The sequence below is a fragment of the Faecalibacterium sp. An121 genome, assembly GCF_002160915.1.
Classification (GTDB): domain Bacteria; phylum Bacillota; class Clostridia; order Oscillospirales; family Ruminococcaceae; genus Faecalibacterium; species Faecalibacterium avium.
The window spans coordinates 41,794-66,647 of sequence record NZ_NFLM01000013.1 but is presented as its reverse complement, the minus strand read 5'-3'; the positions used below and the strand labels follow the sequence as shown (position 1 = coordinate 66,647).

Annotated in this window: 20 protein-coding genes; all 20 read right to left on the bottom strand. The window is 66.3% G+C overall.

Going from position 1 to position 24,854, the window contains the following annotated elements:
• Complete coding sequence (locus B5E66_RS08525) at positions 1–378, bottom strand: DUF4280 domain-containing protein (protein ID WP_087231494.1); 378 nt, start codon at positions 376–378, stop codon at positions 1–3.
• The gene (locus B5E66_RS08520) at positions 378–1,103 is read right to left on the bottom strand and encodes a hypothetical protein (protein WP_087231491.1); all 726 of its coding nucleotides are present in this window, start codon (positions 1,101–1,103) and stop codon (positions 378–380) included. The genes B5E66_RS08525 and B5E66_RS08520 overlap by 1 nt, the downstream gene beginning before the upstream one ends.
• Positions 1,100–1,693 carry a DUF4255 domain-containing protein gene (locus B5E66_RS08515; RefSeq protein ID WP_087231488.1) on the bottom strand — a complete coding sequence of 198 codons (594 nt, stop codon included), beginning with the start codon at positions 1,691–1,693 and terminating at the stop codon, positions 1,100–1,102. Before B5E66_RS08515 ends, B5E66_RS08520 begins: the two co-directional genes overlap by 4 nt.
• A 12-nt stretch (positions 1,694–1,705) precedes the next feature.
• Complete coding sequence (locus tag B5E66_RS08510; RefSeq protein WP_087231485.1) at positions 1,706–4,840, bottom strand: MORN repeat-containing protein; 3,135 nt, start codon at positions 4,838–4,840, stop codon at positions 1,706–1,708.
• Between the two features lie 91 nt (positions 4,841–4,931).
• The gene (locus B5E66_RS08505) at positions 4,932–5,330 is read right to left on the bottom strand and encodes a hypothetical protein (protein ID WP_087231482.1); all 399 of its coding nucleotides are present in this window, start codon (positions 5,328–5,330) and stop codon (positions 4,932–4,934) included.
• Between the two features lies 1 nt (position 5,331).
• Complete coding sequence (locus B5E66_RS08500; protein WP_087231478.1) at positions 5,332–7,893, bottom strand: adenylate/guanylate cyclase domain-containing protein; 2,562 nt, start codon at positions 7,891–7,893, stop codon at positions 5,332–5,334.
• Positions 7,890–8,627, bottom strand: a complete 738-nt coding sequence (locus B5E66_RS08495; protein WP_087231475.1) for a hypothetical protein — start codon at positions 8,625–8,627, stop codon at positions 7,890–7,892. The genes B5E66_RS08500 and B5E66_RS08495 overlap by 4 nt, the downstream gene beginning before the upstream one ends.
• Before the next feature lie 23 nt (positions 8,628–8,650).
• Positions 8,651–10,432: a hypothetical protein gene (locus B5E66_RS08490; RefSeq protein WP_087231472.1), complete on the bottom strand. Its 1,782-nt coding sequence runs from the start codon at positions 10,430–10,432 to the stop codon at positions 8,651–8,653.
• On the bottom strand, positions 10,429–11,511 hold the full coding sequence (locus B5E66_RS08485; RefSeq protein ID WP_087231469.1) for a hypothetical protein: 1,083 nt from the start codon (positions 11,509–11,511) through the stop codon (positions 10,429–10,431). Before B5E66_RS08485 ends, B5E66_RS08490 begins: the two co-directional genes overlap by 4 nt.
• A gap of 34 nt (positions 11,512–11,545) precedes the next feature.
• Positions 11,546–13,603, bottom strand: a complete 2,058-nt coding sequence (locus B5E66_RS08480) for a putative baseplate assembly protein (protein ID WP_158098344.1) — start codon at positions 13,601–13,603, stop codon at positions 11,546–11,548.
• 41 nt (positions 13,604–13,644) lie between these two features.
• The gene (locus tag B5E66_RS08475; RefSeq protein WP_087231463.1) at positions 13,645–16,542 is read right to left on the bottom strand and encodes a baseplate J/gp47 family protein; all 2,898 of its coding nucleotides are present in this window, start codon (positions 16,540–16,542) and stop codon (positions 13,645–13,647) included.
• A complete protein-coding gene (locus B5E66_RS08470; protein ID WP_087231460.1) occupies positions 16,539–16,964 on the bottom strand; it encodes a GPW/gp25 family protein in 426 nt (141 codons plus the stop codon). The genes B5E66_RS08475 and B5E66_RS08470 overlap by 4 nt, the downstream gene beginning before the upstream one ends.
• 34 nt (positions 16,965–16,998) lie before the next feature.
• Entirely contained in the window at positions 16,999–17,784 is a 786-nt protein-coding gene (locus B5E66_RS08465; protein ID WP_087231457.1) for a phage baseplate assembly protein V, read from the bottom strand.
• Positions 17,781–18,863, bottom strand: coding sequence for a phage late control D family protein (locus B5E66_RS08460; RefSeq protein WP_087231455.1), 1,083 nt, complete (start codon positions 18,861–18,863; stop codon positions 17,781–17,783). The genes B5E66_RS08465 and B5E66_RS08460 overlap by 4 nt, the downstream gene beginning before the upstream one ends.
• A gap of 39 nt (positions 18,864–18,902) precedes the next feature.
• Positions 18,903–19,631 carry a CIS tube protein gene (locus tag B5E66_RS08455; RefSeq protein WP_087231452.1) on the bottom strand — a complete coding sequence of 243 codons (729 nt, stop codon included), beginning with the start codon at positions 19,629–19,631 and terminating at the stop codon, positions 18,903–18,905.
• 30 nt (positions 19,632–19,661) lie between these two features.
• Complete coding sequence (locus B5E66_RS08450; protein ID WP_087231449.1) at positions 19,662–23,312, bottom strand: hypothetical protein; 3,651 nt, start codon at positions 23,310–23,312, stop codon at positions 19,662–19,664.
• Complete coding sequence (locus B5E66_RS08445; RefSeq protein WP_087231446.1) at positions 23,299–23,745, bottom strand: phage tail protein; 447 nt, start codon at positions 23,743–23,745, stop codon at positions 23,299–23,301. Before B5E66_RS08445 ends, B5E66_RS08450 begins: the two co-directional genes overlap by 14 nt.
• A gap of 43 nt (positions 23,746–23,788) precedes the next feature.
• On the bottom strand, positions 23,789–24,268 hold the full coding sequence (locus B5E66_RS08440; protein WP_087231443.1) for a phage tail protein: 480 nt from the start codon (positions 24,266–24,268) through the stop codon (positions 23,789–23,791).
• Positions 24,269–24,286: 18 nt separating this feature from the next.
• Positions 24,287–24,469, bottom strand: a complete 183-nt coding sequence (locus tag B5E66_RS08435; protein WP_204245663.1) for a DUF6760 family protein — start codon at positions 24,467–24,469, stop codon at positions 24,287–24,289.
• Positions 24,470–24,474: 5 nt separating this feature from the next.
• A complete protein-coding gene (locus tag B5E66_RS08430) occupies positions 24,475–24,834 on the bottom strand; it encodes a hypothetical protein (protein ID WP_087231440.1) in 360 nt (119 codons plus the stop codon).
• Between the last annotated feature and the right edge of the window lie 20 nt (positions 24,835–24,854).

Sequence of the window (24,854 nt, the reverse complement as noted above, 5' to 3'; positions counted from 1 at the left end):
TCACGGGGTGTTGATGGTCAGCGCCGGGGTCATGGTCACCTGGATCACCCCGCCGTAAGAACAGATCAGTTTGCTGGTATGGTTGAGCAGCGGCTTGCCCCCCACCAGCACCGTGGGCACGCCGGCCGCCCAGGGGGCCGCCACGGCGGGCACACAGGGCATGGGCGTCAGCACCCCCATGGCCGCAGCGGTGGCCGCGGCCACCGTGGGGTTGGCCGGACACGAGCACATCCCAAAGGTGGGCGGCCGGTTGTCCATGATGGTGGCCTGCAGCTGGCCGCAGGCCAGCACCGTCTGCTGGGAGGTCACCGGCAGCACCGCCGGCGCCGCCCCGAACGAGCAGGTGCACATCGTCGTATTGACCACTGGATTTGCCATTATCGTTCTCCTTCCGGTCTCCAGATAAATTCCTGGCTGCCCTCACGGATCTGGGTCCGGGCCAGGCTGCCGCCGCAGAACATCCATACGACGCCTCCCTGGCGGAACCGCATCCGGACCACGCCGCCGTCCACGGCAAAGGACTGCGCCCCCACCAGGACTACCCCGCGGCCGTGGGGCAGCGCCATGGGCTGTTCCAGCTCCCCGACGCCGCCGCGCAAAGCCCGCAGGGACACCAGTTCCGCCCCGTTGGGGTCCGCCACCAGGAAGGTCCCCGGCACCGGCAGCAAACGCTCCAGCCCCTGGCAGAACAGACGCACCTCCAAACCGGGGGGCGTCTCTTTGCCCTGGGCCAACTTGAGGGCGGGGCCGCTTTCCATCCCCACCCAGACCTGCCGGCCATCCGGCAGACCGGGCGCCCGGATGGTCAGGTCCGCCGTCCCCGCCGGGAAGGGATAGTCCTCGCCGGGCTGCAGGGTGATGGTCTTTTCCAGAAAGCCGCGGCCCGCCTCCACCGTCAGGCAGGCGGGGCAAAAACCGGGGCGCGTCAGCGTCACACGATGGGGCCCCGGGGCCAGGTCATGCAGCACGAGATAGCCGTCCTGCTTCCACAGGGGACGGCGCAGCGGCTGGCCGTCCACCTGGCACAGTACATCCCCTGCCACCACCCGGCCGGTAAAGCCGTCCCGCAGCAGCAGCACGGCGTCCACCTTCCGGCGGATCATCGGGCGCCTCCTCTCCGGTCGTCCACACGGGTGCCGATGGTGACCTCGGTGACACGGGGCACCCTGCGCTCCACACGGGAGTTGATGGTCACGCCGGTGAGCATCAGCGAAAAGGACAGCTTGTAATCCTTGGATGTGTTGTTCCAGATCTTGAGCATCTGCTCCATGGGCACCCGCTCCACCAGCAGGTGCAGCTCGGCGTTCTCCTGGGCGCTGGAACCGCTCAGATACCGGGCGGGGATGACGGGGTTATCCCGCACCACCTGCAGCACCGCCCCGATGATCCGCTGCTGCTCGGCTTCCCGCATCTGGGCAGGCGCCTTGGAGTGGGCGGTCACCAGATAGTGCAGGCTGTACCGGGCCGGACGGATCCGCTGCACGTCCCGGTCCGCCTGGTAATAGCCCGCGTTCATGTTGGGGCTTTCCTCCTCCAAATGGTAGAGGTAGAGGGTCAGCTGGTTGTTCTCGTTTTCGTGGGGGGAGCACAGGGCGATCAGCTCCCGGTCGCCGAGGGGCTCGGGGGTCAGATTGTCCCGCAGCATCTCCACCAGCGCGGTGCCCGCCTCCATCAGTGCTGTATAGTCTGCCATTGCAAGCTCCTTTCAAGATGCCTCGAACAGGGCGGTCAGCTGCTCGCTGTACCAGCCGTAGTTCTGGCTCAGCCAGCCGCCGGTGGCCTGGTTGAGGCGGTTGGCCTCCCGTGCAAAGGACGCCAGCGCCTCGCACAGGGCCGCCCGGGCCTCGGACTGGGCCGTCAGCGCCTGGTACCACTCCGCTTTGGCAGCCGTCCCTGCGGCATAGCTCTCGGCCAGCTGTCCGGCCTCCTGCTCCGCCGCCTGGTATTCCGCCAGGGCGGTCTGCACCTGGTTGTAAGACTCGGTCAGGCTGGCCAGGGTGTTCATCACCGTCAGCTTGGCGTCGGCGGTGCTCTCCCCGGCTGCCTCGGCGGCGTCCATGGCCGCCCGGGTCAGCTGGCTGCTGTCTGCCAGCGAGGGGTCGAAGTAGATCAGCAGACGGTCCAGCGCATAGTTGGACAGGTCCGCCACCCCGTACAGCACGCCCTGGGCCAGATCCTGGGCCCGCTGCAGCTGGCAATCGCGCACCGCAGCCCGCAGATCCGCCGCTTCGGCCTCCAGATCGCTCTCGGACTGCCGGTCCCCGGCGGCCTGGGCCTCGGCCAGCAGCTCCTCGACACGGGCCAGGCTCTCCTCGGCGGATACCTCCAGTTCGGCCTGCTGCCAGTAGGACAGCATGGCGTCGATCAGCTTGACGGCCTTGTTCGCCGTCTTGCAGCCCGCCAGTGCCTCGGCGGGGTCGAGGACGCCGTAATAGGGGTTCTCGCCCTTGGCTTCCGGCGCGATGGTGATGAAGCCGATCCTGATGCCGGAGGGCTGCAGCGCATCGGCTGCGGCCTGGGCGTCGGACGCCGCCTCGAACAGGGGCATCAGCTGGTCGGCGTACCACTCGTAGTTCTGGGTCACCCAGCCGCCGGTGAGGATGTTCAGCCGATTCGCCTCCCGGCCAAAGGCTGCCAGCGCAGAATAGAGGCTGCTGCGGGCGTCGGCCTGGGCCGAAAGGGCGCTGTACCAATCCGCCTTGGAGGCGCTGCCGGTGGCATAGGCGCCGGCCGCCGTCTGGGCCGCAGCCTGGGCGCTCTCATAGCGGTTGAGGGCGGTCTGCACCTGGCCATAGTCCTCGGTCAGATTGACCACAGAGGTCATGGCCGCCAGCTTGGCCTGGTCGGTGTCGGTGCCGGACACCTGGGCAAAGGCGGTGGCCGCCAGGGCAAACTGTCCGCTGTCGGTCTGGGAGGGGTCAAAGCACAGGGGCACCCGCTCCACTGCATAGTCCGCCAGATCCCCGATGCCCGCATCCTCAGCCTGCAGCTGGGCCAGCGAGCGCTGGGCCTGACAGGACTGGATCTGGCTGTTCAGCTCGGCCACCTGGTCCTCCAGGGCGGTGACTGTCTCCTCGGCGCCGCTGCCTGCGGCAAGATCGGTCTGGGCCTCGGCCAGCAGCTCCTCGGTGCGGGCCAGGTTCTCCTCCAGCCCGGCCTGGAGCTCGGACTGCTCCCAATAGGTCAGCATGGCGTCCAGAACGGTGAAAGCCTGGTCCAGGGTGGTGCACAGCACCAGCCCCTCGGCGGGGTCCTTCAGACCGTAATAGGGATTTTCGGATGTGACGCCGGCCGCGCTGGCGCTGCCCAGGTCCAGGGAAGCCAGGAAAGCCTCCATCTCCTCGGTGCCCGCCGTGCCGGCGCCGCCCATGGCCGAGAGGTCCAGCGCGCTCACGCCCGCCCCCGGCTTCTGCCAGGTGAGCAGCACGGCCTGGTCGTTGACATCGTACAGGCAGGCGGCCTGGCAGTCCTCCGCCGTCACGATGAGGGCCTGGTAGCTGCCCGCATCCAGCTGCAGGCCGGACAGCGGGACGGCATCCACGGTGCCGCGGCGCTGGTTGGCCCCGGCGGGCCACTCGGGCAGGCCGGCACTGCCGGTGCCCGGCAGCAGCAGCACCCAGCCGCTGCTCTTGCTGGCGGCAGGGGCCGCCAGATAGAGGGACTGGATCTGGGCGTCCTCCTCCTCGGTCTGGAAGGAGCACAGGGCGCTCAGGCCCAGTTCGGGGCTTTCCACCAAAAAGCCGCCGTCGTCACGGACGGTGGTTTGGTTCTTGTCCCCCAAAGCCTCCCGCAGCTCATCCACCGAGAGGCCCAGCAGCCAGGCCCCGTCCAGGGTGCCCCGGCTGAACTGCCCCTGATAGAGCATGGCGCCATCCTTGCTGTACAGCGCGCCATAGCCCTGGGGGCGGCTGTCCGCCCACTCGCCCTCGTAATACAGACGGCCGCTCTTGTACCATTGGACCACCCCGGCGGGCTGGCCGTCCTGAAACTCGGCGTCGATCCATTCGGTCTCATCGGTCAGATACAGCCGGCCGCTGCCGTTGTACATTCCCCGGGCAAAGCTGCCCTCATAGAGCAGCCGCCCTTCCTCGTTGTAGGCGGTGCCGGTGCCCTCGTACAGGCCCTCGGCAAACTGCCCGCGATAAGCGGTTTGGCCGCTGGTATAGTAGGCCGTACCGGTGCCGCTGGCCTGCCCGTCCGCGAAGTTGCCCTCGTAGACCAGCACGCCGTCCTGGTACAGTTTGCCGCTGCCGTTGTACAGGTCATTTGCAAACTGGCCCTCGTAGCACAGCACCCCGCCGGTGTAGGCGGTGCCTTCGCCCGAGCGCTGGCTGTCCAGGAACTGCCCCGCGTAGGCCAGCAGCCCTTCCTCGTCGTATTCCTCGCCCCGGCCCTGCAGCTCCCCTGTTTCCAGGCGGCCCGCATAGAGGGGGATGGTCTTTTCCGGGTCGGAGTAGACGATCACCCGGCCGCTCCAGTCGGGGATGCGGCTGTCCTGCACATAAAAGCGGGCGGTGAGAAAGTGGCTGAGCAGAAAAGGCCACACCAGGAAATAGCCGGCCAGTCCCAGCACCACCAGGAGGATGGCCAGCCGGATCAGGAAGGCTTTGGCAATGAACAGCCGGGATGTCTCTACATAGTCCTCCCGCTGGGTGGGCTTATTGGTGGCGGCGGCAGCGGCCTGCAGCGTGGCGTTGGCCGCCCGGGTGGCGTTGCGGGAGATGTTGGTCATCTGCCGCAGCCGGGTGGTGATGCCCACAAAGCGCCGGACAAAGAAAGCCCGTATGGTCCTGAAAAAGACCCCCACAGACCGGGTGATCTGATTGAAAAAGTAGTTCAAGTGTATGTCCTCCCCTGTGTTGTTCCGGCCGCCCCGCCCCGCAAGGGCGCAGGGCCTGCCGGCACCGGTGGAACTTTATGTTCCTTCTGTCTTAAAACATCCGCAGCAGGCCGCTGCGCCAGAACAGCAGTCCCAGCGCCAGCCCCAGCGCGAACAGCAGCCCCCAGCGCAGCAGCAGGCTTTTCCAGCGCCGGACTTTGGGGCAGCGGTAAGGCTGCACCGGGGAGCGGCGCCGGTAGCCATCGGCGCAGACCACCGTGCTCTGGGGCGTCTGCTCAGGGGCCAGCTCCCCGGCTTCCCGGGGCCTGCGGGCCTCCTCCGCCATGGCCTGGGCCGCGTCCTCGATCTTTTGTCCGGCCCGGCGGGACATCCGGTTGACCTGGCGGACCAGGCTCAGCTCGGAGCGCACCTGGGACGTCTGGCGGCTCACTTCCCGGCGGACCGCGCTTTCTGCCTGCCTGCGCAGCAGATCCAGCGGCGAAACAGCCATATCACTTCCTCCTTTGATCGGTCCGTCCGGGGTTCAGCCCGCAGACCAGTTCGGGATCCCGCTCCATCCGGTCGGCCAGGTAGAGATAATACCGGGCGCCGCCGTCGGCGGGGTTGTCGTGCACCAGTTCCAGGAAGGTCCGTTTGGCCTGGCCGGTCTCGCCGCTGTACAGGGCGTACACCCCCTGGCTGAACCGCTGGACCGTCTGGGCCTTGCCCTTGCGCACGCTGTATTCGTCTCCGTCAAAGATCTCATAGACCCGGATGGCGCTGTCATCCAGCCAGCACTTGCCCAGATAGCGGCTGCCGTACTCGCCCGCGCCCCCGATGATGGATTCGGTGCACAGGATGCGGGCGTCCAGCCGCTCCGACAGGGCCACCAGCTCCCGCACCACCGAAAAACTGGTGGAGATGGTGGTGGGCTCCATGTGGGCGCTGTCGCCCACCACGCCCAGCAGCACATCCCCCACATCCAGCGCGATGTGGAACCGGACGGTGGGCAGGCCCGCCTGAGCCTGGCTCTCGTTGAAGGCCAGCACTTCCTGCTGGATGGCCACCGCCGTGCTGATCACCTGGGAACTGTCGTTTTCCATCACCACGTCGTAGCCGTCGTAGGAGAAGTGGAACACCGTCCCGCCCTTCTGGGTGGCCAGGGTGGCGGTGCGCTCGATGACCTGGTTGACGCTGTCGAACAGCAGCCGGCTGTTGCTGGCCTGGGTGTAGAGGGGTTCGGGGAACTGGAACCAGATCATCATGACCGCCATATGCCGGGAGGCAAAGGTGCTCTTGTCCACCTTCTGGATGCTCTGCCTGCCCAGCAGATTGAGCAGCTGTTCCGGCACAAAGCGGCGGTAGGCCGTCTCGGTCTCCTGCCGGGCCTGCTGCTGTTCTTCCAATGCCGCGGCGGCGCTGGTGAGGGTGGCCGCCATGCTTGCCAGCTCGTCCCCGGTGCCCAGGTACAGCTGTCCGCCCCCCTGGGGCAGGGCCGCCGTGGCCCGGGTCAGGCGGCGGATATCCCGTCCCACCGCCAGCAGCACCAGGATGGCCGCAGCCACCAGCAGGCCCATCCCTGCGGCCACTGCGCCTTTGCTCCGGTCTGCGGGCCGGGTGTCCGCCGAGAGGATCACCACCCACTCATCCACCGCAAAGCCGGCCCGGAAGGTGTCTCCGCTTTGGGTCACGGCCGTGCCGTCCTGGGCGGCCCGGGCAGCCAGCGCCCCGTCAAAGCCGGGCTGCAGCGCCGCCAGGGTGCCGTCGGCCAGCTTCCACTGGTCCTCCTGGCGGCTCGCCGCCGTCACCGTGATATCCCGGTAGGCGCCGCCGGTCTGTTCCAGCGCCGCCGACAGGGCTTCGGGCAGCTGCTCGGGCGCAGCATCCTGCTGCAGCGTCACCCGCAGCACCCCTTCCACCACCAGGCGGTCCCTTTCCAGGGCCTGCGCCTGCCGGGCGGGCAGGGCCAGACCGAAGTGCAGCCCCAGCGCCCCCGCCGCCGCCAGAGCCGCCAGCAGGCAGCCCCAGTGGATGGCCATGGGGGCCCAGCCCCGGCGCCAGCCCGCGATGAGATACCAGGCCAGGGCGGCCACGCCGACGGACGCCGCTGCCAGCAGCAAGAGCATCCCGGCACTGTACCCCCGGGTGGGGTAGAGGACGCCGTCCAGCTCGCGGACGCCGTCCTCACCGGCAAGGCAGAGGGTATGGCCGTCCAAAAGCAAAAGCGCCCGTCCGTCCCCTGTCAGGGAGACGCTGTTCAGCTGCCTGCCCTCCACGGCGCCGGCCAGGGACAGCACCTGGCGCACCGCGCTGTTGGTCAGGTCGCTGTAATACAGACTCAGGGTAGCTGCGTCTATGTAGTACAGGCCGGTGCCCCGGCGGGTCAGCTGGGACACCGACTGGCTCTGGGTGATGGCGGGGTTGTTCTGCCCCTCCATCGAAAGCAGGCCCTGCCCGCCCAGCACCAGGGCGCCGTCCGGCAGCACCGCCGCCGTGGAAGCCCCCGCCAGATCGACGCTGCCCGTCTGCACCAGGCCCAGCTGGCCGGTGCCGCCGGCATAGCTGACAGCCCGTCCCCGGGACAGCACCACAAAGGACAGCCGATCCCCGTCCTGTGAAAACACCGATAGCCGGGTCCCGTTTCTGCGCTCAACAGAAGACGCCCCCCGGCATGTTTCCTCCAATAATTGCTCCGCGCCCCCTGTCCGGCTCAGACGGTAGACCGACAGGGTGCTGGCGTCGGGGCTGTACAGCCCCAGCATCACCAGATCGTCCTCGCAGGGATAGAGGGCCGCAATGGTGCCCCCTTCCTGACCGGGCAGGGGGACAGACCAGCCCCCCACCACCTCGCCGTCCAGGCCGAACAGGCGCAGCTGCAGCTCGCCGTCCTCCCAGCGGGCGGCGGCGGCCAGGCCATCGCTGCCCACCGCGGCCGCTTCGTAAGGCTGCGGCCCCCATCCATACCGGAGCACCGAGCCGTACAGCTCCACTGCCGGCTCCGCCAGCATCCAGGCAGAGCAGACCGACAGGACCAGCAGCGAAAGGAAAAACAACCATTTTCTGCCCGTGCTCATAGCCTCTCCCTCCGCGTTTTCCATCGTTTCAGCCAGATCTTCAACAGCGTCAACCCGCGGCTGACCAGGTTTTTCGCCTCAAATTCCTCCTGCTGCTGCCAGATGTCCCTCTGCGCCTCCCGCCAGCGGGCATAGAGCGCCACCACCGAGTGGAACAGGCCCTGCTCCAGCTCGTCCCGGAAGGCCCATTCTGCCTCCAGGGCGGTGCGGCGGCGGGGCAGGATCTTCTTCACCTGGTCCCCCGCCAGCAGCGCCAGCTCCCGCGGGTTCATCTCGGGCAGAGGCCGCAGCATATACCGCAGCTGCACCTGCCGCTGGGTGGTGTCGATCCGGACGTTTTCCGACAGCATGGCCGCGCAGGCCACCTCCATCGGCAGGTTGGCCAGCTGCAGGGCCTGGTGCAGCACCAGCTCGGCATAGTCCAGCCGGTCCTGCCAGCACCACTGGTCCCCCTTGTAAAACACCTGGTCGATCTCCGCGCCGCCGCAGCTGTCAAAGACCACGGCCAGGGTGTCCCCGCACAGGAACATCCCCCGAAAGGCGGGGCATTCCTCCGGGCGGATGTCCGCACAGATCCTGCCATAGCGGTGGAGCAGCCGCCCCTCGTACAGGTTGATCAGGCGGGAGGGGGTCTCCCGCTCCTGGATATCCACCGCTTCCACCAGGGCATAGTCCGGCTCGCTCCACAGCACCTGCACCACTTTGTATCGCTCTCGGATCAGCACCGTGTCCATGGACGTTCCCCCTCCCGGTCATCTCATTCTACAATCACAAAGGCGCTGGCCCGCACGTTCTCGTCCGCGCTGGCCACGGCCACGATCTCATATGTGCCGGGCATCTCGGGCGCCTGGTAGACGCCGTTGCGGTCGATGGAACCGCCGCCCTCCTCGTTCACCCTCCACTGCACGCCCTTGTCCTCGCTGCCCACCACTTCGGCCTGCAGCCGCAGGGTGCCCCGCCGGCTGACATGGGCAAACTCGGGGGTCACCGTCAGGCTCACCTGGCGCTGGGCCAGGATGCGGCTGGTGTCCCGCTCGGGCTTCTGGGCAAAGTAATGGACCGTGACCCGGTTGCCGTCCACCATATCGTGGAGCCACAGGCCGATCCGCATGGTGCCCCGTTCGGGATAGACCAGGGCGGCCGCCTCCACCCAGGGCGGGGTGGTGGGCGCGGTCTTGCCCTTGAACACCTCGCTGTTGCCAAAGTAGAGGGCAGTCTCGCCGCCGGCGCTCTGGTCCGCAAACTCGACGCTCAGCCGCACATCCACCGCGCCGGGGCCAAGGCCATGGGCGATCTCGTCCGAAAAGACCCGGCTGTTCACCCGCAGCCCTCCCGGCATGGTCAGATCCACCGTCCCGTGGGAGACGGCGTAGTCGTACTGCTCGGGGGCGGGGATGCCGAAATCGAAGTGGAGCGCGCCGGTGGAAGGCTGGTACACCGACTTGACATCCGGCTTCTGCCAGTATTCCAGGCTGCGCACCGAGGTGGTCACCGCCTGCAGTTCCTGCCGGCCGGCAGCCGAGCCCTCCCGGGACAGCCGCTGGCGGAAGGGGAGGTTTGTGACCGAGGCCAGGAACATACTGCCCGCCGAGTGGATCAGCTCCAGCTTGGCCAGGTAGATGGGGATATCGCGGCCGCGCAGATGCCGCTCCAGGTTGTCGGTGCGCTGGCGCCGCTCCTCCAGCTCCTCCTGGCTGCCGCACAGATGGCAGCGGCTGTCCACTTCGATGTAGTTCTTATAGCTGTGGCTGCCCAGCTCCAGGTCGATCTCGCCGCCGCTGGGGAACAGAGGGCTGTCCACCCCGCCCAGCTGGCGCGCCTTAAGCTGGAAGCTGGCCGTGTAGACCCGGCGCTTTTCCTCCGGGCTCTCCTGGAAGGCCAGACGGATGCGGCCGTCGCCGCTGTCCACAAAGGCGCTCTCCCCTTCCAGCTTGAAGTGCACCGGCGGGGTGCGCTCGTTCTTCACCACCAGCACTTCCACCGTGAACTCCTCCCCGGCGCAGACCGCCTCGGGGGCGCAGAGCACCAGCGTCAGCTCCTTGCTGGCGTACAGCACCGAGACATTGTCCCGGCCGGCGGCTTCCAGCAGGCCCCGGAACTCGGGAGGCTGGGCGGTGAGGAACAGACGGCAGCCCTCGCTGGTCATATTGCACTGGCGGCTGGCGCCGGTGTCGGCGCCCACAGCGTTCACCGGCTCCACGTCGGTCTCGTCGTAGCTCAGGCACAGGTAGGCGCTCTCCTGGCCCTGCAGCGTCTCCTGGCCCTCGATCATCTGCAGCTTGCGCAGCAGGGGTTCTTCCACCACCACCATGCGGCCCTGGTAGTCCAGAGCCATACCGCTCTCGATCAGGAGGGTGCTGTCGTCGCTGGCGCTCACGCCCAGCCCGCAGACCACGCCTGCCCCCAGGGACAGCCGGCTGAGCAGCTGGCTCTTTTTGCGCATATAGTTCTGTTCCACTTCAAAGTCGCGGACCGTCAGCAGCTTGCCGTAAAAGTAGCGGTTGCGAACCACAGGGAAAAAATCCGTGTTTCCACTCATGGGTATGCTCCTCCAATCGTCGTGTCATAGTGGATGGTCACCGAGTCGTCGATGGCCGCGGGGATGTAGTCTCCGATCCGGGAGTTGATGCCCAGATAGGTGTGCCAGTCCAGCTGGATGCAGGGTTTGAGCAGCACCAGCTCCATCTCGGTTTCCGCCGGCAGCAGCTGGCTCATCCGCTCCAGAAAGTGTTCCATATCCTGCTGTTTTTCAAAGGTGCCCTGGGGCAGCAGCAGGAAAAAGCGGTAGGGGTCCTCGCCGTACAGCCGGCGGTAAAGGGCCGGGTTGCGGCAGGCGGGGCTGTTGGGGTCCACCGCAAAGTGCTCGATGATCCAGGGCTTGCGTCCGGTCAGCCGCCAGGCGGTGCGCCGGACTCCCTCCACGGTGTACATCGTCTCGTATTCGTCCAGGATCCGGGGCAGCCGGGCCCGCAGGTCCTCCTCCCCCTTTTCCGGTTCCATGCACAGCCACCGCGCCAGAAAATCCACCATCCCGTCGCTGGCGCTGCCGGGTTCCAGCTGGCGGGGCAGAGCCTCGATGTCCGCCTCCATCCCCATCAGCAGGGTGTTGAAGATCGACAGGTATCTGTAAGTAAAGTCCTGCCCCTGGTAAATGGCGGGCAGGTAGTCCACCATGTGGTCCCCCTCCATCCAGAGGGACAGCCCCTCCACCCGGGGGCGCCGTGCCCCGCCTGCGGCCAGCTCCAGCGCCAGCCAGAGGTACCGCCCCGACACCTGCAGCAGCAGGTCGGTCTGGGCCGTGGGCGGCCCAAACAGTTCCCGCAGGGCCTCCGAAGTCAGGGCCTGGCCCCGCAGCTGTTCCCACTGGGGCCAGTCCTTCCGGTCGCTGGCCCGGGCATAGACCCGGACGGCGGCTTCCGGCGGCACCTGGGCCAGCAGCCTGAGCCGCCGCCACCCAAAGCCCGCCTCCCCGCTGTCCACCGGCGGCAGGCAGGCCGCCCCGGCATATGCCCCGGCCTCCAAAGCCAGGGCGTCTCCCTGCAGGGCGATATGTTCAAAGATACCGCCCAGCCACTGTTCCTTGCAGCAGAGGGTCCGGTATTTCTGTGTCTCACTCATAGGATGTCCTTCACCCCCGTTCGGCCGGCCATTCTCACGGCCGCCTCAGTTCCAATTCCACCCGCTCCAGCGCCAGGATCCCGTCCGGCGGGATCACCAGGTCGCCGGCGGCATTGCGGTAGCTGCGCTGGTCCATCCCCCGCAGCTCCAGCTGCTCGATCCGGAAGATGCCGGGCAGCTTTTGCAGCGCCGCCGCCAGTTCTCCGGGGCAGCCCGGGGCGCCGATCCGCTGCTGGCAGGGGGCAAAGTATTCTTCCAGCGCCCGGCGCACCAGCTCCTGGCTGGTCCCCGGCGCCGCCGTCAGCCGCCCCGTCAGGCTGAAGGGCACATATTGGGCCGCAATGGTCCTGGCCTGCACGCAGATGGAGCGGCAGCGCTCCAGCTGGCGGTCCACCGCGTCCAGGAACCGGCGGTCCGCCTGGGGGCGTCTGCCCTCCCCCGCCGGCAGCACCACCACGCTGACGTAGGCGCTGTGCCGCTGCTGGGGCGCGTCGGGGTCATATCCGGGCAGGGCCCTGGCCCCGGCCAGACGCAGCCCCGGCGTCTGCCGTGCGCATCGCTCGTAATCTTCTGCCGAAAGGCATTTGCGGGTCCGGTTCAGCTCGGCCAGCAGCCGGGCCCGGCCCTGGGCCAGGGTCTCGGCTTCCCGGCCGCCCCAGGCGGCGCTGTGCTCCACCCGGGTCCCGTCCTCCTGGAACGCCAGAAGGGAATCCGCCGGGATATTGCCGCCGCTGCACCGGGACAGGACCAGCCCCGTCACCAGCACCGCGCCCGGCCCCGGCATCACCACCGCCCCGTGGAGCCCATCCCCGAAGGTGATGATCTCCCGCCGGGGGTCGTAGGTAAACACCCGGTCCCGGGGCCCGCAGACCGACAGCTCCTCCACCCAGTGCCATAAAGCCGGGCGGACGCTGCCGTCCTGCTGCAGCGTCATGCACAGGAGGGTCAGCCGGTCGGTCAGCACCTCCTGGCCTTCCACCCGCAGCTGGAACTGTTCGCCCGGGCGTCCCTTGGCGTCGAATACCATCTCGCCCGGATGATCCGGATCCTGGCAGACCACCAGCAGGTTGTCCTCTCCGTCCAGGGCTGCGCCGGCGGCGTCCACCTCCAGCTCCAGCCCCTGGGCGGCGGCGTGCGCCTCATAGCGCCCGGTCTGCTGCCAGCCCATGCCGTCCCGCAGAAAGACCGCCAGATCCGCCTTCCGGGCCTGGGCGCTGGCGATCTGCACCCGGCAGCCCGCCTGGCCGTTCACCGTAAAGAAATAACTGGCCGCCCGGGTCTCCTGCTGCAGCGCCTGGTAACGTCCCGCCGACAGGCCGGACAGACGCACCTGTTCTTCGCAGCCGCCCTCGGTCTGGCGCAGGCGCAGCCACCACAGGCCGTCCTCCCCTGCCTGCCAGGCCTCGGGCGCCGGCAGCGTCACATAGCCGCTCCAGCTGAGGGCCCAGGTCTCATCCTGCAGGGGCTCCACCGGGCCGGCCCCCTCCATCTCCCAGCACAGGGTGCGGGGCAGCCGGGCCTGCCGGTCGGGCGGGTTGCGCTGCACCCCGTCGGGCTGATGCACCTGGAACCACAGACGCAGCGTTTCCTCCGGCTTTTGGCCAAAGCCCAGCAGCAGGCTGGTGTCCGCCGTCCCGCCAAAGGCAAACGGCTGGAACGGTGTCCCGTCCGCCGCCAGACCCGACACGTCCACCCGTCCGCCGTCCCGGGCCACCAGCACCCGTTCCAGGCAGGGGCGCCGGGCAGGGATGGGCTCGGCCAGCTCAAAGCAAGCCTCCTCCAACGTGGCCAGCCGGGCCAGCGCCGGGCGGGGGGGAGCCTCGGGCGGGATCTCCAGCGCACAGCGGGCCGGCTGGGCAGGCCGCAGCCGCAGCCCCGCCAGCTCCAGCAGCTTCTGCTGGATGGCCGGGGTCAGCCGGTCCATCTGATACTGCTGCATCTCCTTGTACCAGGCCATCAGCTCCAGGATGGTGATGCCCGGGTCATGGGCGTTGTGGTCGGTCCACACCGGGCACAGCCATGGCAGCCGGCCCTCGGCCTCCGCAACGATCTCATCATAGCGCTGGTCGTCCAGCCTGCGGGATACCAACACAGGGCACCCTCCTTTCAAACGATCCCTTCATCAAGCGCATCTCACTGGATGCGCACCACATGGACGCCGCTTTCCACCACCGCATAGGGGAAGCCGCCGTCCTTTTCCAGCGGCGCCAGGCAGGCCTGGCCCTGGCGGTCATAGGCGCCCTCGGCCAGCAGGCTGCGGACCGCGCGCACGTTGGGCACGCTCCGCACGCAGCTCCACAGCTCGTCCATCCGGATCTGCCCGCCCACCGGCCGGGCGCTCCACACCTGGCCGATCAGCTGCTGGAGCCGGCGTCCGATCTCCTGCTGGGTATCGGCGGCCTGTTCCATCCGCTCCAGCTCCACCGTCACCTGGGTGTTCACCCGCAGGACGGTGGCGGGATGGACGTGCAGCCGCCCCTCGGCCACCAGGCAGCAGGAACACCGGCTGCCAAGGTAGCTGTACACCTGCCGGCACAATGCCTCGTTGTCCTCGGCGGCCTGGCTGAAGCCGGTCAGCACCACCGTCACATGACCCGCCCGGGGCTTGCCCTGGGGGTCCCGCCCCGCAAAGCAGCGCACATGCTGCACCTGCGGGAAGCCCTGGCGCACCAGGTCCTCAAAATCCCGGCCTGCGGCGGCCCGGCCCCGGGTGCGCAGGTGCCGGCTGCCCCGGCTCTCGATCTGCTCCATGGTCAGCCGTCCGATGCCGCCGCTCATGGCGGTCAGGTTCTGCACCGCGCTGATGCGGGGCAGCCCTTCCAGCACCGAGTGCACCGCCCCGGGCGGCACATTGCCCTGGGCGCCGCCGCCGCTGGCGTAGGTCACCAGGATGTTGTGGTCACCGGCGGGGGGCACACGGCCCTGCCGGCCGTCGCCAAAGCGGATGGTCCCCTGATAGGGGTCCAGGGTGTAGACCCGGTCCCCGCCGTCCGCCAGGGCCAGGTCCGGGATCTCCTCCCAGCGCACCCAGCAGCGGGTCAGCACATGGTCCTGCTGTTCCAGCCGGACACGGTCCGGAGCCTCCCGGGCCATCCGTCCCGCTTCGGCGGCGGACAGCCCCTGCAGCTCGTCCACCCACACGGTGCAGCGCTGCACCGGGGCCGTGAGCAGCTGCACCGTCTTGCCCGCCTCATAGATGCCGGTGTCGAACCGCTGGTCGGGCTCCTGGCGGCACTGGACCGCAGGCACCACGTTCAGCTGGACCCTGGCCGCCACCGGAGGCGGGACGGGACGGGGTCCGGTGCAGGTCAGCCGCAGCCAGCAGCCCTCGACCCCAAACAGGGAGGCGCGGGGCACCGGCTCGGTCAAAAACAAATAGATGCAGCCGCTGTGCAGCAGCTGTTCGGTCTCATCGACGGCCCGGACCGGCTCAAACGTTTTGCCGTTCCACCGCTCCCACAGCAGCTGGCCTTTCAGCTCGGCCCGCCCCAGCATTTGCAGCCAGATGGACAGGGGCATGGCGTGGGGCGAGCGGTCAAAGCAGAAATACATGGCCGCAGGCCCGGGGGCCAACGGTTCCAGCACCGTCATCTGCAGGTCGCCAAGGCCGGCGGCCTGGCCGATCTCACGGCGGGTCCCGTTGTTGGCGCTGGCGATCCAGGCCACCGGCGCCGGCGCCGGGTACTGCCACTGGAACCAGGCCCCTTTGCACAGGGGGACGATCCACCGCTGGTACAGCGAGAAGCTGTTTTCCACATCGGTGACCCGGGCCCGGATGTAATATCCCTCCTCGGCGTTGACCTCGGCGGGCTGGATGTCCTGCGGCACCTGGAAGATCAGGTCGTAAGGCCCCTCCTGCCGGCAGGAGAAGGGGTTGCGGCTGCCCTGGGTCTGCAGCTGGCGCCAGCCCATGCCGTTGTAGTACTCCCACACCACCCCCGACACCCGCACGTCGTCGGGCTTGGCCAGCACGGCGCGGCGTTTGTCGATGATGGGCTGGGTGAACTGGTAGTTTGGCCCCTGGGACGGGGGATCGAACACGATGGGCTCCAGTTCCAGATGCAGCTGGGCCCGGGCGCCGCGCTTGGTCAGCACCGCGTCGCTGCGCAGATAGAACAGGTCGTACAGGGCGGGCCTTTTGCCAAAGCAATAGCCCCCCTCCTCCTCGAGAGGCACATCCCCGCTGAACAGCCGGGCCGCCGGCACCTCCCCCAGCGGGGCGCTGCACACAGCCGCCTGCTGCAAGGTCAGGGCCATGGGGGTGCACCCCTGGCAGCGGATGCAGATCCGGCCATCCTGGTCCGGTTCGAGGGACAGGCCGGTGCGTTTTTCCAGCAGGATCCGGCCGTTTTCGGCCCGCACCCCGTCGAAGGGGAGCCAGGCCCCGCCGTGGAAGTAGCTCCAGCGCAGGCCGGGGGCGGTCAGCAGGTTGGCGGTCTCCAGCTCCAGGTAGCGCACGTTCTGCCGCAGCTCCACCTGGATGGTGCAGGGCCCTTCCAGCCGCAGCACGTCGTTTTCACTCAGATAGAATTCGTGGACCTGCATCTCCTGCCCGCCGGGAGCAAAGAGGGGCCAGGGCCTGGACAGGTCCACCCGCTGCAGGCTGTCGCTTTGGGCGTCCACATAGTAGACATCGGTCAGCCGGGCCGGGGTCGCCTCGATGGAGCGGCGGGTCTCATAGACCACATTGCTGCCCGACGCGTCGGAGGTGAACACCTGCGTTCCCGAGCGGACCAGCACCGGCTGCTCCACCGACTCGTTGGGCATAAACTGCATATTGCCCTGGGCCGCCACCGGCCCCGGCTCCTGGTAGCCGATCTGGTTGAGAAACTCGGTATAGAGCTTCTGGGGCACGGCGTTCATGCGGTCCACCGTCTGGCAGAACATGGTGCAGAACAGCTCGGCCAGGGCGGCGCCGGGATCGTCCTCGGTGCTCTCATACCGCCACTCGGGGGTATAGCTGCGGGCCAGGGCCGCCACCTGGGCCCGGATCTCTTCCGGGCCGCGGGGATCAAGGACCGGGTGATTCATACGCTGCCCCCTCCCTCAGAACCTTCCGTCACATAGAAGGGATAAACATGGTTGTAGCGGTTGTTGGTCGAGCGGACGGTGTACCCCACTTCCACCACGATGGCCCCGTTCTGCCGGTCCATCTGGCGGCAGTTCACCTTCACATCGGTGATCCTCGGTTCCTGGTAGATCAGCTGTTCCCGCACCTGGCGGGCGATGCTCTCCCGGGTGGAACTGGAGGAAGGCGTGAACGTATAGTCCATGATGTTGGAGCCAAAACCCGGGCGCATGACCCGCTCACCCTGCATGGTGTTCAGGATGATGCCGATGGCCTCCCGGATGTCCTCCTCCTGGCTGACCATGGCGAACTTGCCCGTGCGGGGGTCCACCTGCAGGGGGAATTTCAGCCCGCGGCCCAGGAACTCCTTTCCGTTCATGTTCATACACTCCTCCCGTCCCACCGGCGCGCCGCCGGTGTCAGTTGATCTTCACAATGCCGCCCTTTAGGGTGGTGGAACCGCTGGCGCTCAGTTCCAGCGTGCCGTCCCCTTTCACCGAGGCGGTAGCGCCCTGCAGGGCCAGCTGGCCCTGCGCCTTGCCCGCGATGCTGGCCCCTTCCATCGACAGCTTGCCGCTGCACTTCATGGTCAGGTTGCCGCTGCTCTCCAGGGTGATGGTGGTCTGCCCCGCGCTGAGGGTCAGCTTCTTTTCGCAGCAGAGGGTGCCCTCCCCCGTCTTGAAATTGAGAGTCAGGGCGTTTTTGCCGTCCTTGTCCTGCAAAGCGGCGGTCTGGTTCTCATCGTCCAGCTTGAGCACCACCCCCGAGGGCATGGTCAGGGTGACGGTCTGTTTTGCTTCCTCGTCATGGAATGTCAGGTCGATCTTCTGGGGGGTGCGGATGGCGTAGTCCTCCACCTTCCCCTCCTGGATGGTGAAAGGCGGGGTCAGCTCGGTGTTCCAGATGCTGCCCAGCACCACCGGCCGGTGGGGGTCGTCATCCAGATAACCCAGCACCGCCAGATCGTCCACATGGGGCGGGAAATAGACCCCGCAGCCCTTGCCCCCCATGGGAGACATGAAATAGCACCAGTCGGTCTCCTCCGCCTCCGGCACCCCGATCGGCAGGCACTTGACCCGGTTCAGCTTGTCCGGGTCGGTGACGTTGGTGATGCGGGCCAGCGTCAGGCCGCTGCGGCCCATCTGCCGCTCGGGGGGCATCCCCCCTTCCTGGATCAGGCTCTCCAGCTGCTGTGCCAGGCTCATAGTTTCGCCCCCTTGAACTCAAACGATGTGGTGTAGCCCGCCTCCGAAAAGCTGTGGCGGACCTTGGTCAGAAAATACAGGCCGTTGGTATGGCTGTCGCTGCCCTCGATCTTCAGGTAGCGGCCGGGGATCAGCTCGGGGATGCCCACACATTCCCCCTCCCCGGATACAAAGTCCATGGCCAGGCTGTTCAGCCGGTTCTGGGCCAGCTTCTGGCATTCGTTCTGGGTGCGGGCAAATTCGCTGTACTCCCGCAGACAGGCATCCTTGAAAGCGGATACCAGCTGGGCGGCGGACTTGCCGCTGCCCCCCACCGTGACCGAGCTGGCCGTGCCCTGGATGGGCTTCTGGTTCACATCCCGGCCATAGATCTCCACCTTGCCCACCTGGTGGGCCAGGGACACCCGCTTGGAAAAGCGGTTCAGTCCCACTCCCAGCGTGAGGGCCAGGATCTCTTTGTCGTTGTCTATGGCCGTATCAAAGATCATCTCCCCGTCCACCACCAGAAGCGACGCGCCGTAGCGTCGAGCCATCAGGGTCAAAAACCGCCAGTCGTCCACCTGCTCTTTCACCAGCGGCGTCTCGAAGTCGGTGAGGGTTCCCACCGTGACGCTCTTGGCAAAGCCTGCGGACACTGCTTTGTTCAAAATGCCCTTGACGATTTCGGCCGTCTTGCGCTGGCCGGCATAGAGAGGTTCCCGGTTGCTCATCAAAAAGCCCAGCCCATCGATGCCGCCGATGCGGATATGGGGCGCTCCATCGCTGGAAAACTCCAGGGAATAGTCGTCCAGATACCCGTAAAAGAGCTCTTTCTTTTTCACATAGCCGCCCTTGATGACCAGCTTTGCGCCGGGCTCCACCAGGTCGATGATATCATTGTCCCAGCAGCTGTTTTTGAGGTCATACCCGGCGTCCAGCGAAAAACTGCATCCGCTGGCCGTACCGTCTGCCGTCAGTTCGACGTCCACCTGCGAGATGCCGGACAGTACCTTGCCGGCCAAGGTGATCTCGCAGCCGGGGGCGGAAAAATCCTCGTATTTATCTGCCAGGTCGGTGTATTGATACGTACCCTTGTCCAAGGAACCGTCCCCCCTTTCTCCGTTCGGCAGGTCTGTGCGTCAGTCTTTCAGAGCCGGCAGCACCAGCGTCTCCCCCGAGCGCAGTCGCCGCGGGTTGTCGATGCCGTTGGCCTGGGCGATCTGCCGCCACTGTCCGGCACCGCCGTACTCCCGGGCCGAGAAGGCCCACAGCGAATCCCCCTGCCGGACTTTGCGGTATTTGGTGGTATCCGGCGACTGGCGCGGGTTGAGCGCAACGCTGTCAGGGTCAATGAATTCGATGAAGGTGCAGTTCAGCACAGCGCGCACCGGCAGCCCGTTCTCGTCGAATTTGGTAAAGTGTTCCTCACAGCTGGACAGATAGCCCACGAACTGCAAGGACGCCCATTCCACCTGCAATTTGGGCGGGCAGTGAGCATCCGCGTCCACTTTCGTCAGATCGTAGATCTTCCGGGTATAATCCCGCACGTCGATGCTGTTGTCCAGCGAGATCTTGCGGCTGTTCTCCAGGAACTTCTTGCGGTCATCCTGCGACCCTCCCACCTCGTCTGCGGCGGAAAGGCTGTCAAAGAACAGCTCGAAGCTTAACACCTCCCCGCTGCCGCTCTCAAACTGCATGACAGGCCCATCTGTTCCCATCGCGGGCCGAGGGGCATAGTTGACGCTGCGCTTGCAGGTATAGCTCTGGGGATTGTAAAGCACGATGATCTCTTCATCGGTCTCCAGGTTGACGATGGTCATTTTTTCCACATGGGTCGATGCGTTCAAATTGCCGGGGCCTGTATACACAGCGTCGGCCTCCTTTCGTTTATACCGGCGCTATCGGCCGCTGCGGCGCAGCTCCCGGCGCAGGCGTTCTTCAATGATGCGGTAGACCCGGTCGGCGGTGCGCCGGATCTCGGCCTCCCGCTCTGCCTTCTGGCGGGCGCTCTGCTCCTCCTCGTTCTTCTGCGGATGGATCAGGCTGGGCGGCACCTGGGCCGCATTGGACAACTGGGGCGGGGCCGCGCTTTGCGCCGCCTGGCCCTGCGGCAGAACAGTCTGTGCCGTCCCGCTGGGCGCTGCCATGGCCTGGGGCGATGTCCACTGGAACTGTCGCGGACCGGCCTGCGCCGGACGGGCCACTTTGGGCAGCGGGCCTTTTTCCAGCAGCTCCCTGGCCCAGTCAGGCAGCGCTTCCATCCCTCTGGCCTGCTCCGGACTATCGGAGCGGGAAGGCTCCGGACTGCCGCCTCCGGCCAACACCAACTGGGGAGGCTGCTCCTGTCCGGGCACACCGTCTCCTGCGGCAGGGACGGGATGCACCAGGCGGATATCCCGTGCGGCGGGGTTTCCGCTCTGGACCGCGCCGCGGCGCAGGGTCAGCGCAATGGGCCGGGCCGACGAGGCCACGGACCTGTCCTGGGCCGGCAGGGCGGACAGCGGGTTTTGCGCCGGGGCCTGCCCTGCGGCCTCCTGTGCCCGGTAGACCAGCTGCTCTGCCGCCCATGCCGCCCGTGCCATGGCAGGGGGCAGCATTTGGGCTGCGGCGGCCTGCCCCTTTTCCCGATCCGTGCGGCCTGTATCCTTTTCAGCTTGTGCGGAAGATTGTGTGTAGTTTGTCTGAATCGGGCGATTTGCGTTGTTTTCCGCCTGTGCGGAAGATCGTGCGCGGGTCGTTTGGGCTGGGCGAGCTATTTCACTCGGGGTCTGTGTGGAGGCCTTACGCTCTGCCGGGCGGGCGGTTTCCGCTTCGTTTTCGCGGTAGATCAAAGGTTCCTGCATCGGAGCCGGGGCCTGCGTACTTTCCGCGGGCCATGCCTGGGGCACTGCATCGGGGCCGGTCGCCTGTTCTTGCGGTTCAAGGCTCTGCACCGGCCCACTGGAGTCATGCCCTTGCAGCTCGGAAACCCGCATAGCTTTGTGAGATTCCTGATCTTGCAGTTCAAGGGCCCCCACGACCCTACGGGATTCCTGTCCAGCCTGGACAGCAGGATGCCGCCCTGCCGGGCCGTCTGTATTATTTTCCGCTTGTGCGGAAGATTGATCGTGGGTCGTCCGGGACGGATGATTTATGCCGGCCTCCGCTTGTGCGGAAGGGTGTGCGTAATTTGTCTGAATCGGGTGATTTGTGCTGTTTTCTGCCGGTGCAGAAGATCGTGCGCGGGTCGTTTGGACCGGGCGAGCTATTTCACTCGGGGCTTGTGCAGAGGTCTGACGTTCTGCCGGGCGGGCGGCTTCGGTTTCCGCCTCGTTCTCGCGGTAGATCAAAGGTTCCTGCATCAGGGCCGGGGCCTGCGCACTTTCCGCAGGCAATGCCTGGGGCACTGCATCGGGGCCGGCTGTCTGTTCTTGCGGTTCAAGGCTCTGCACCGCCCCATGGGATTCCTGCCCTTGCAGTTCTGAAACCTGCATAGCTTTGTGAGATTCCTGATCTTGCAGTTCAAGGGTCCCCACGACCCTGCGGGATTCCTGCCCAGCCTGGACAGCAGGATGCCGCCCTGCCGGGCGGTCTGTATCCTTTTCCGCTTGTTCGGAAGAGTGTGCGTGAGTCGTCCGGGCCGGATGATTTGTGCCGGTCTCCGCTTGTGCGGAAGGGTGTGCATAACTTGTCTGAATCGGGCGATTTGTGTTGTTTTCTGCCTGTGCAGAAGATCGTGCGCGAATCGTTTGGGCCGGGCGAGCTATTTCACTCGGGGCCTGTGCAGAGGTCTGACGTTCTGCCAGGTGGGCGGTTTCTGCTTCGCTCTCGCGATAGATCAAAGGCTCCTGCATCGGGGCCTGGGTCTGCGTACTTTCCGCGGGCCATGCCTGGAGCACTGCCTCGGGGACGGCTGTCTGCTCTTGCGACTCGGCGGCCTGCACCGCCCCATGGGATTCCTGCCCTTGCAGTTCGGAAACCTGCATAGCTTTGTGGGGTTCCCGCTCTTGCAACGCAGGGGACTGCGAAGCCTTGTGGAGGTCCTGCTCTTGTAGCTCGGAAACCCGCATAGCTTTGTGAGATTCCCGATCTTGCAGTTCAAGGGCCTCCACGACCCTACGGGATTCCTGCCCGGTCTGGGCAGCAGGATGCCGCCCTGCCGGGCGGTCCGTATCTTTTTCCGCTTGTGCGGAAGATTGCTCGTGAGTTGTCCAGGCCGGATGATTTGTGCCGGTCTCCGCTTGTGCGGAAGGGTGTGCGTAATTTGTCTGAATCGGGCGATTTGTGTTGTTTTTCGCCTGTACAGAAGATCGTGCGCGGGTCGTCTGGTCCGGATGGCCGGTTTCACCCGTGGCTCGTGCGGAGGCCTTGTGATCTGCCGGGCGGGCGGCTTCGGTTTCCGCTTCGCTCTCGCGGTAGATCAAAGGTTCCTGCATCAGGGCCGGGGCCTGCGTACTTTCCGCAGGCCACGCCTGCCCCTGTTCCTTTGCAGAAGTAGTGCGACACTCCATCCCGCTCGCCTCGCTCGCATCCCGGGAGTTGGAGGATGGCTCGGGGCCGGGTCGACGGGATGGATGCGCGCCCTTTTCTGCGTTTTGACTGTTGTACGGTAGATGAGGTTCCTGGGAGAGCCGGGCCTTGTGGGTCAGGACCGGGGCCTGCACAGAGGGTTCGTCCGTGGGGACGGCCTGCCCTGCGGCAGGCTGTGCCGGCGCAGAAGGCTCCGCCGCATCCTGCCAGGACAACGGCTCGGCCTGCGGTTTCCGGGCGGGACCCGCCGGAGGCTCTGTCCTGGGCCAGCCAGACAGCGCTGGATTTTTGGCGTGGTTGAGGGCCAGCGTCTGTTCCACCGCCTGGTGCACCGCGTGCATCATCTGGCGGGCCGTGTCGGGGGGCAGTTCGCTCTGGTGCAGCCATTCCAGCTGGGGCTGGGCCTGCCGCTGCAAAGCCTGTTCCCGGCGGCGGCGCAGCACATCGGGCAGCAGGATGCTGCCGCCCGCAGCCTGGCCATTCTCCTGCGATTTGGGGGCCGGATAGCCCGGGTGGGCCGGCAGGGTCTGGGGCGTCCATCCGCCTGCGGACGGCACGGCAGCCGCCCGGGTGGCCAAAGTCAGAGGCTGGGCCGCCACGCTTTGGCTCTGTCCGCCCGCTGTGGGGGGCTGTGTCCAGCGCCCTTCTTCCAGACGGATCTCCAGCTTGTGGAGCACCTCCTGCTTTTTTTGCAGTTCCCGCTCTTTGATTCGGACTTTCTCCAGGATGCGGGTCTCCAGCGCGGCCTCCCGGACGCCGGACTTCTTCTCCGGCTCCTTGCGGGCAGGGGCTGCTTTGGGCGCATCCATGTGGATGTCTACAGAGAGTTCCACCTCCACCGGGGGCGCGGCGTCCGGTTCCTCATCCTCCTCCCGCAGGGTCAGGGACAGAGGCGCATAAGCCCCTGTCTCCAGCCGGATACGCTGCTCCAGCTCCTGCTGGAACAGGCTGGACAGCACCCCAAAGGGGGACAGCCCCAGCTGTTCGGGCTTGATCACCGCCATATCCTCTCTGCTGACTTTGATCTTAGAAGCATCCATTGTAAATCAGCTCCACACGGGTGACTGCCAGCGCCGGCTGGTTGCTGTTCAGCTCCGGGCCGACGTACTTTTGCAGATAAGCGTTTTCGATGCACCAGGTACGCACCGTTTCCCCAAAACTGTCCTTCAGGGTGACGGTGCCCTGCAAAGGCACCATCCGCCCTTCCAGGCAGTCGCTCATCAGCTGGGAGAACGCATCGTCCTCAACGATCACGCCCTGCTCCAGCACCAGCACCTGGGGCTTGCTCTCTTTCAGGAAGAACCGGGGGTAATTGCTGCCCCCTTCGCTGTAGACCTCATATTCCAGTTCCATGTTCAGGCCCGAAACAGAGGTGAACCGACCTGCGAGTTTTTCCTCCCTGTCATCGTATACCGCCGTGTCGTCCTCCTCGAAAAGAGAGACTTCAAAGTATGCGCCGGACAAAAACTCCATGCCCTGTCCACCTCCTTCAGGCACAAGCCTGCTCTGCTGCGCATCAGAACAGTTCCCTTCTCACCCCTGTGATGGCAAGGGTCAGGCTTTCGATCAGCATCTCGCTGCGCAGGCCGTCCATTTCGCTGAGGGAGTAACCGATGGGCAGAGCGTCTTTCAGCTCCCAGATCACTCCCTTGTAGTCCTCGTTCAGGGCCAGCACCCGCACCGTGCGGTACAGGGACTCGCCCCCCGTAGGGCCTGTGTCATTGCCGGCAGCCGCGGCATACAGCCAGTCCAGCAGTTCATAGTCTCCCACCACCCCTTTGGCCAGGGTCACCGGTTCGTAGCGGGTCTGCACAGGGATATAGCCCTGCACCCCGCGCGGGTCCCGGCCCGCCCGGGCCTGGATGGTCTCCACCGTCATGTTGACGCCGGAAAACTGGGAAAAGGCCGCCGTCACCCGGCTGTCGCCCCCTTCGATCTCCACCAGGAACCGGTAGGAGCGCAGCGGTTCAAAGGTCTCGTCGTCTCGGTTTCCCATGGCAGCTTCACCTCTTTCTCAGCGCAGCGGGATGGACTGCTGTTTGTCGGGGCCGTTGAGCTTCTGGTTGACCTCCGACACCTCGCGGCACCAGCGGCGCCGCTCCCAGTGGGGCAGCTTCATGATCTCTGCCCGGGGCCAGTGCAGATAATAGGCCAGGAACGCCATCTCCTGGAAAAGCTGTTCCTGGGGGTACAGCACCAGCCCTAACTCAACAAAAAATCCAGCGGCACCTCGATCTCCTGGTTGCAGTGGGGGCAAACGACCTTGTAGCTGGGCAGGTCGGTCGTGTTGATCCGCTGGTACAGATCCTGCAGGTAAGCCAGGTCCATGGTGAACATACCCTCGATCACCTTGGTGTTGATGCTGGACAGCGTACCCAGCCGGGTGATCACCCGGGACAGCAGGATGATGGTCAGATAGCCCGCGTTCTGCTGCACCCGGGGATCCCGCAAAGGCAGGATCTCATCGGCAGCAGTGGCCAGACGCATGGTGCCCCGGCGGTGGACCTCGCCGTTTTTGTCCACATAGCCCCGCGGCAGTTCAAATTCAAATTCGGTTTCCATACATTCTCCTTACAGGCTGC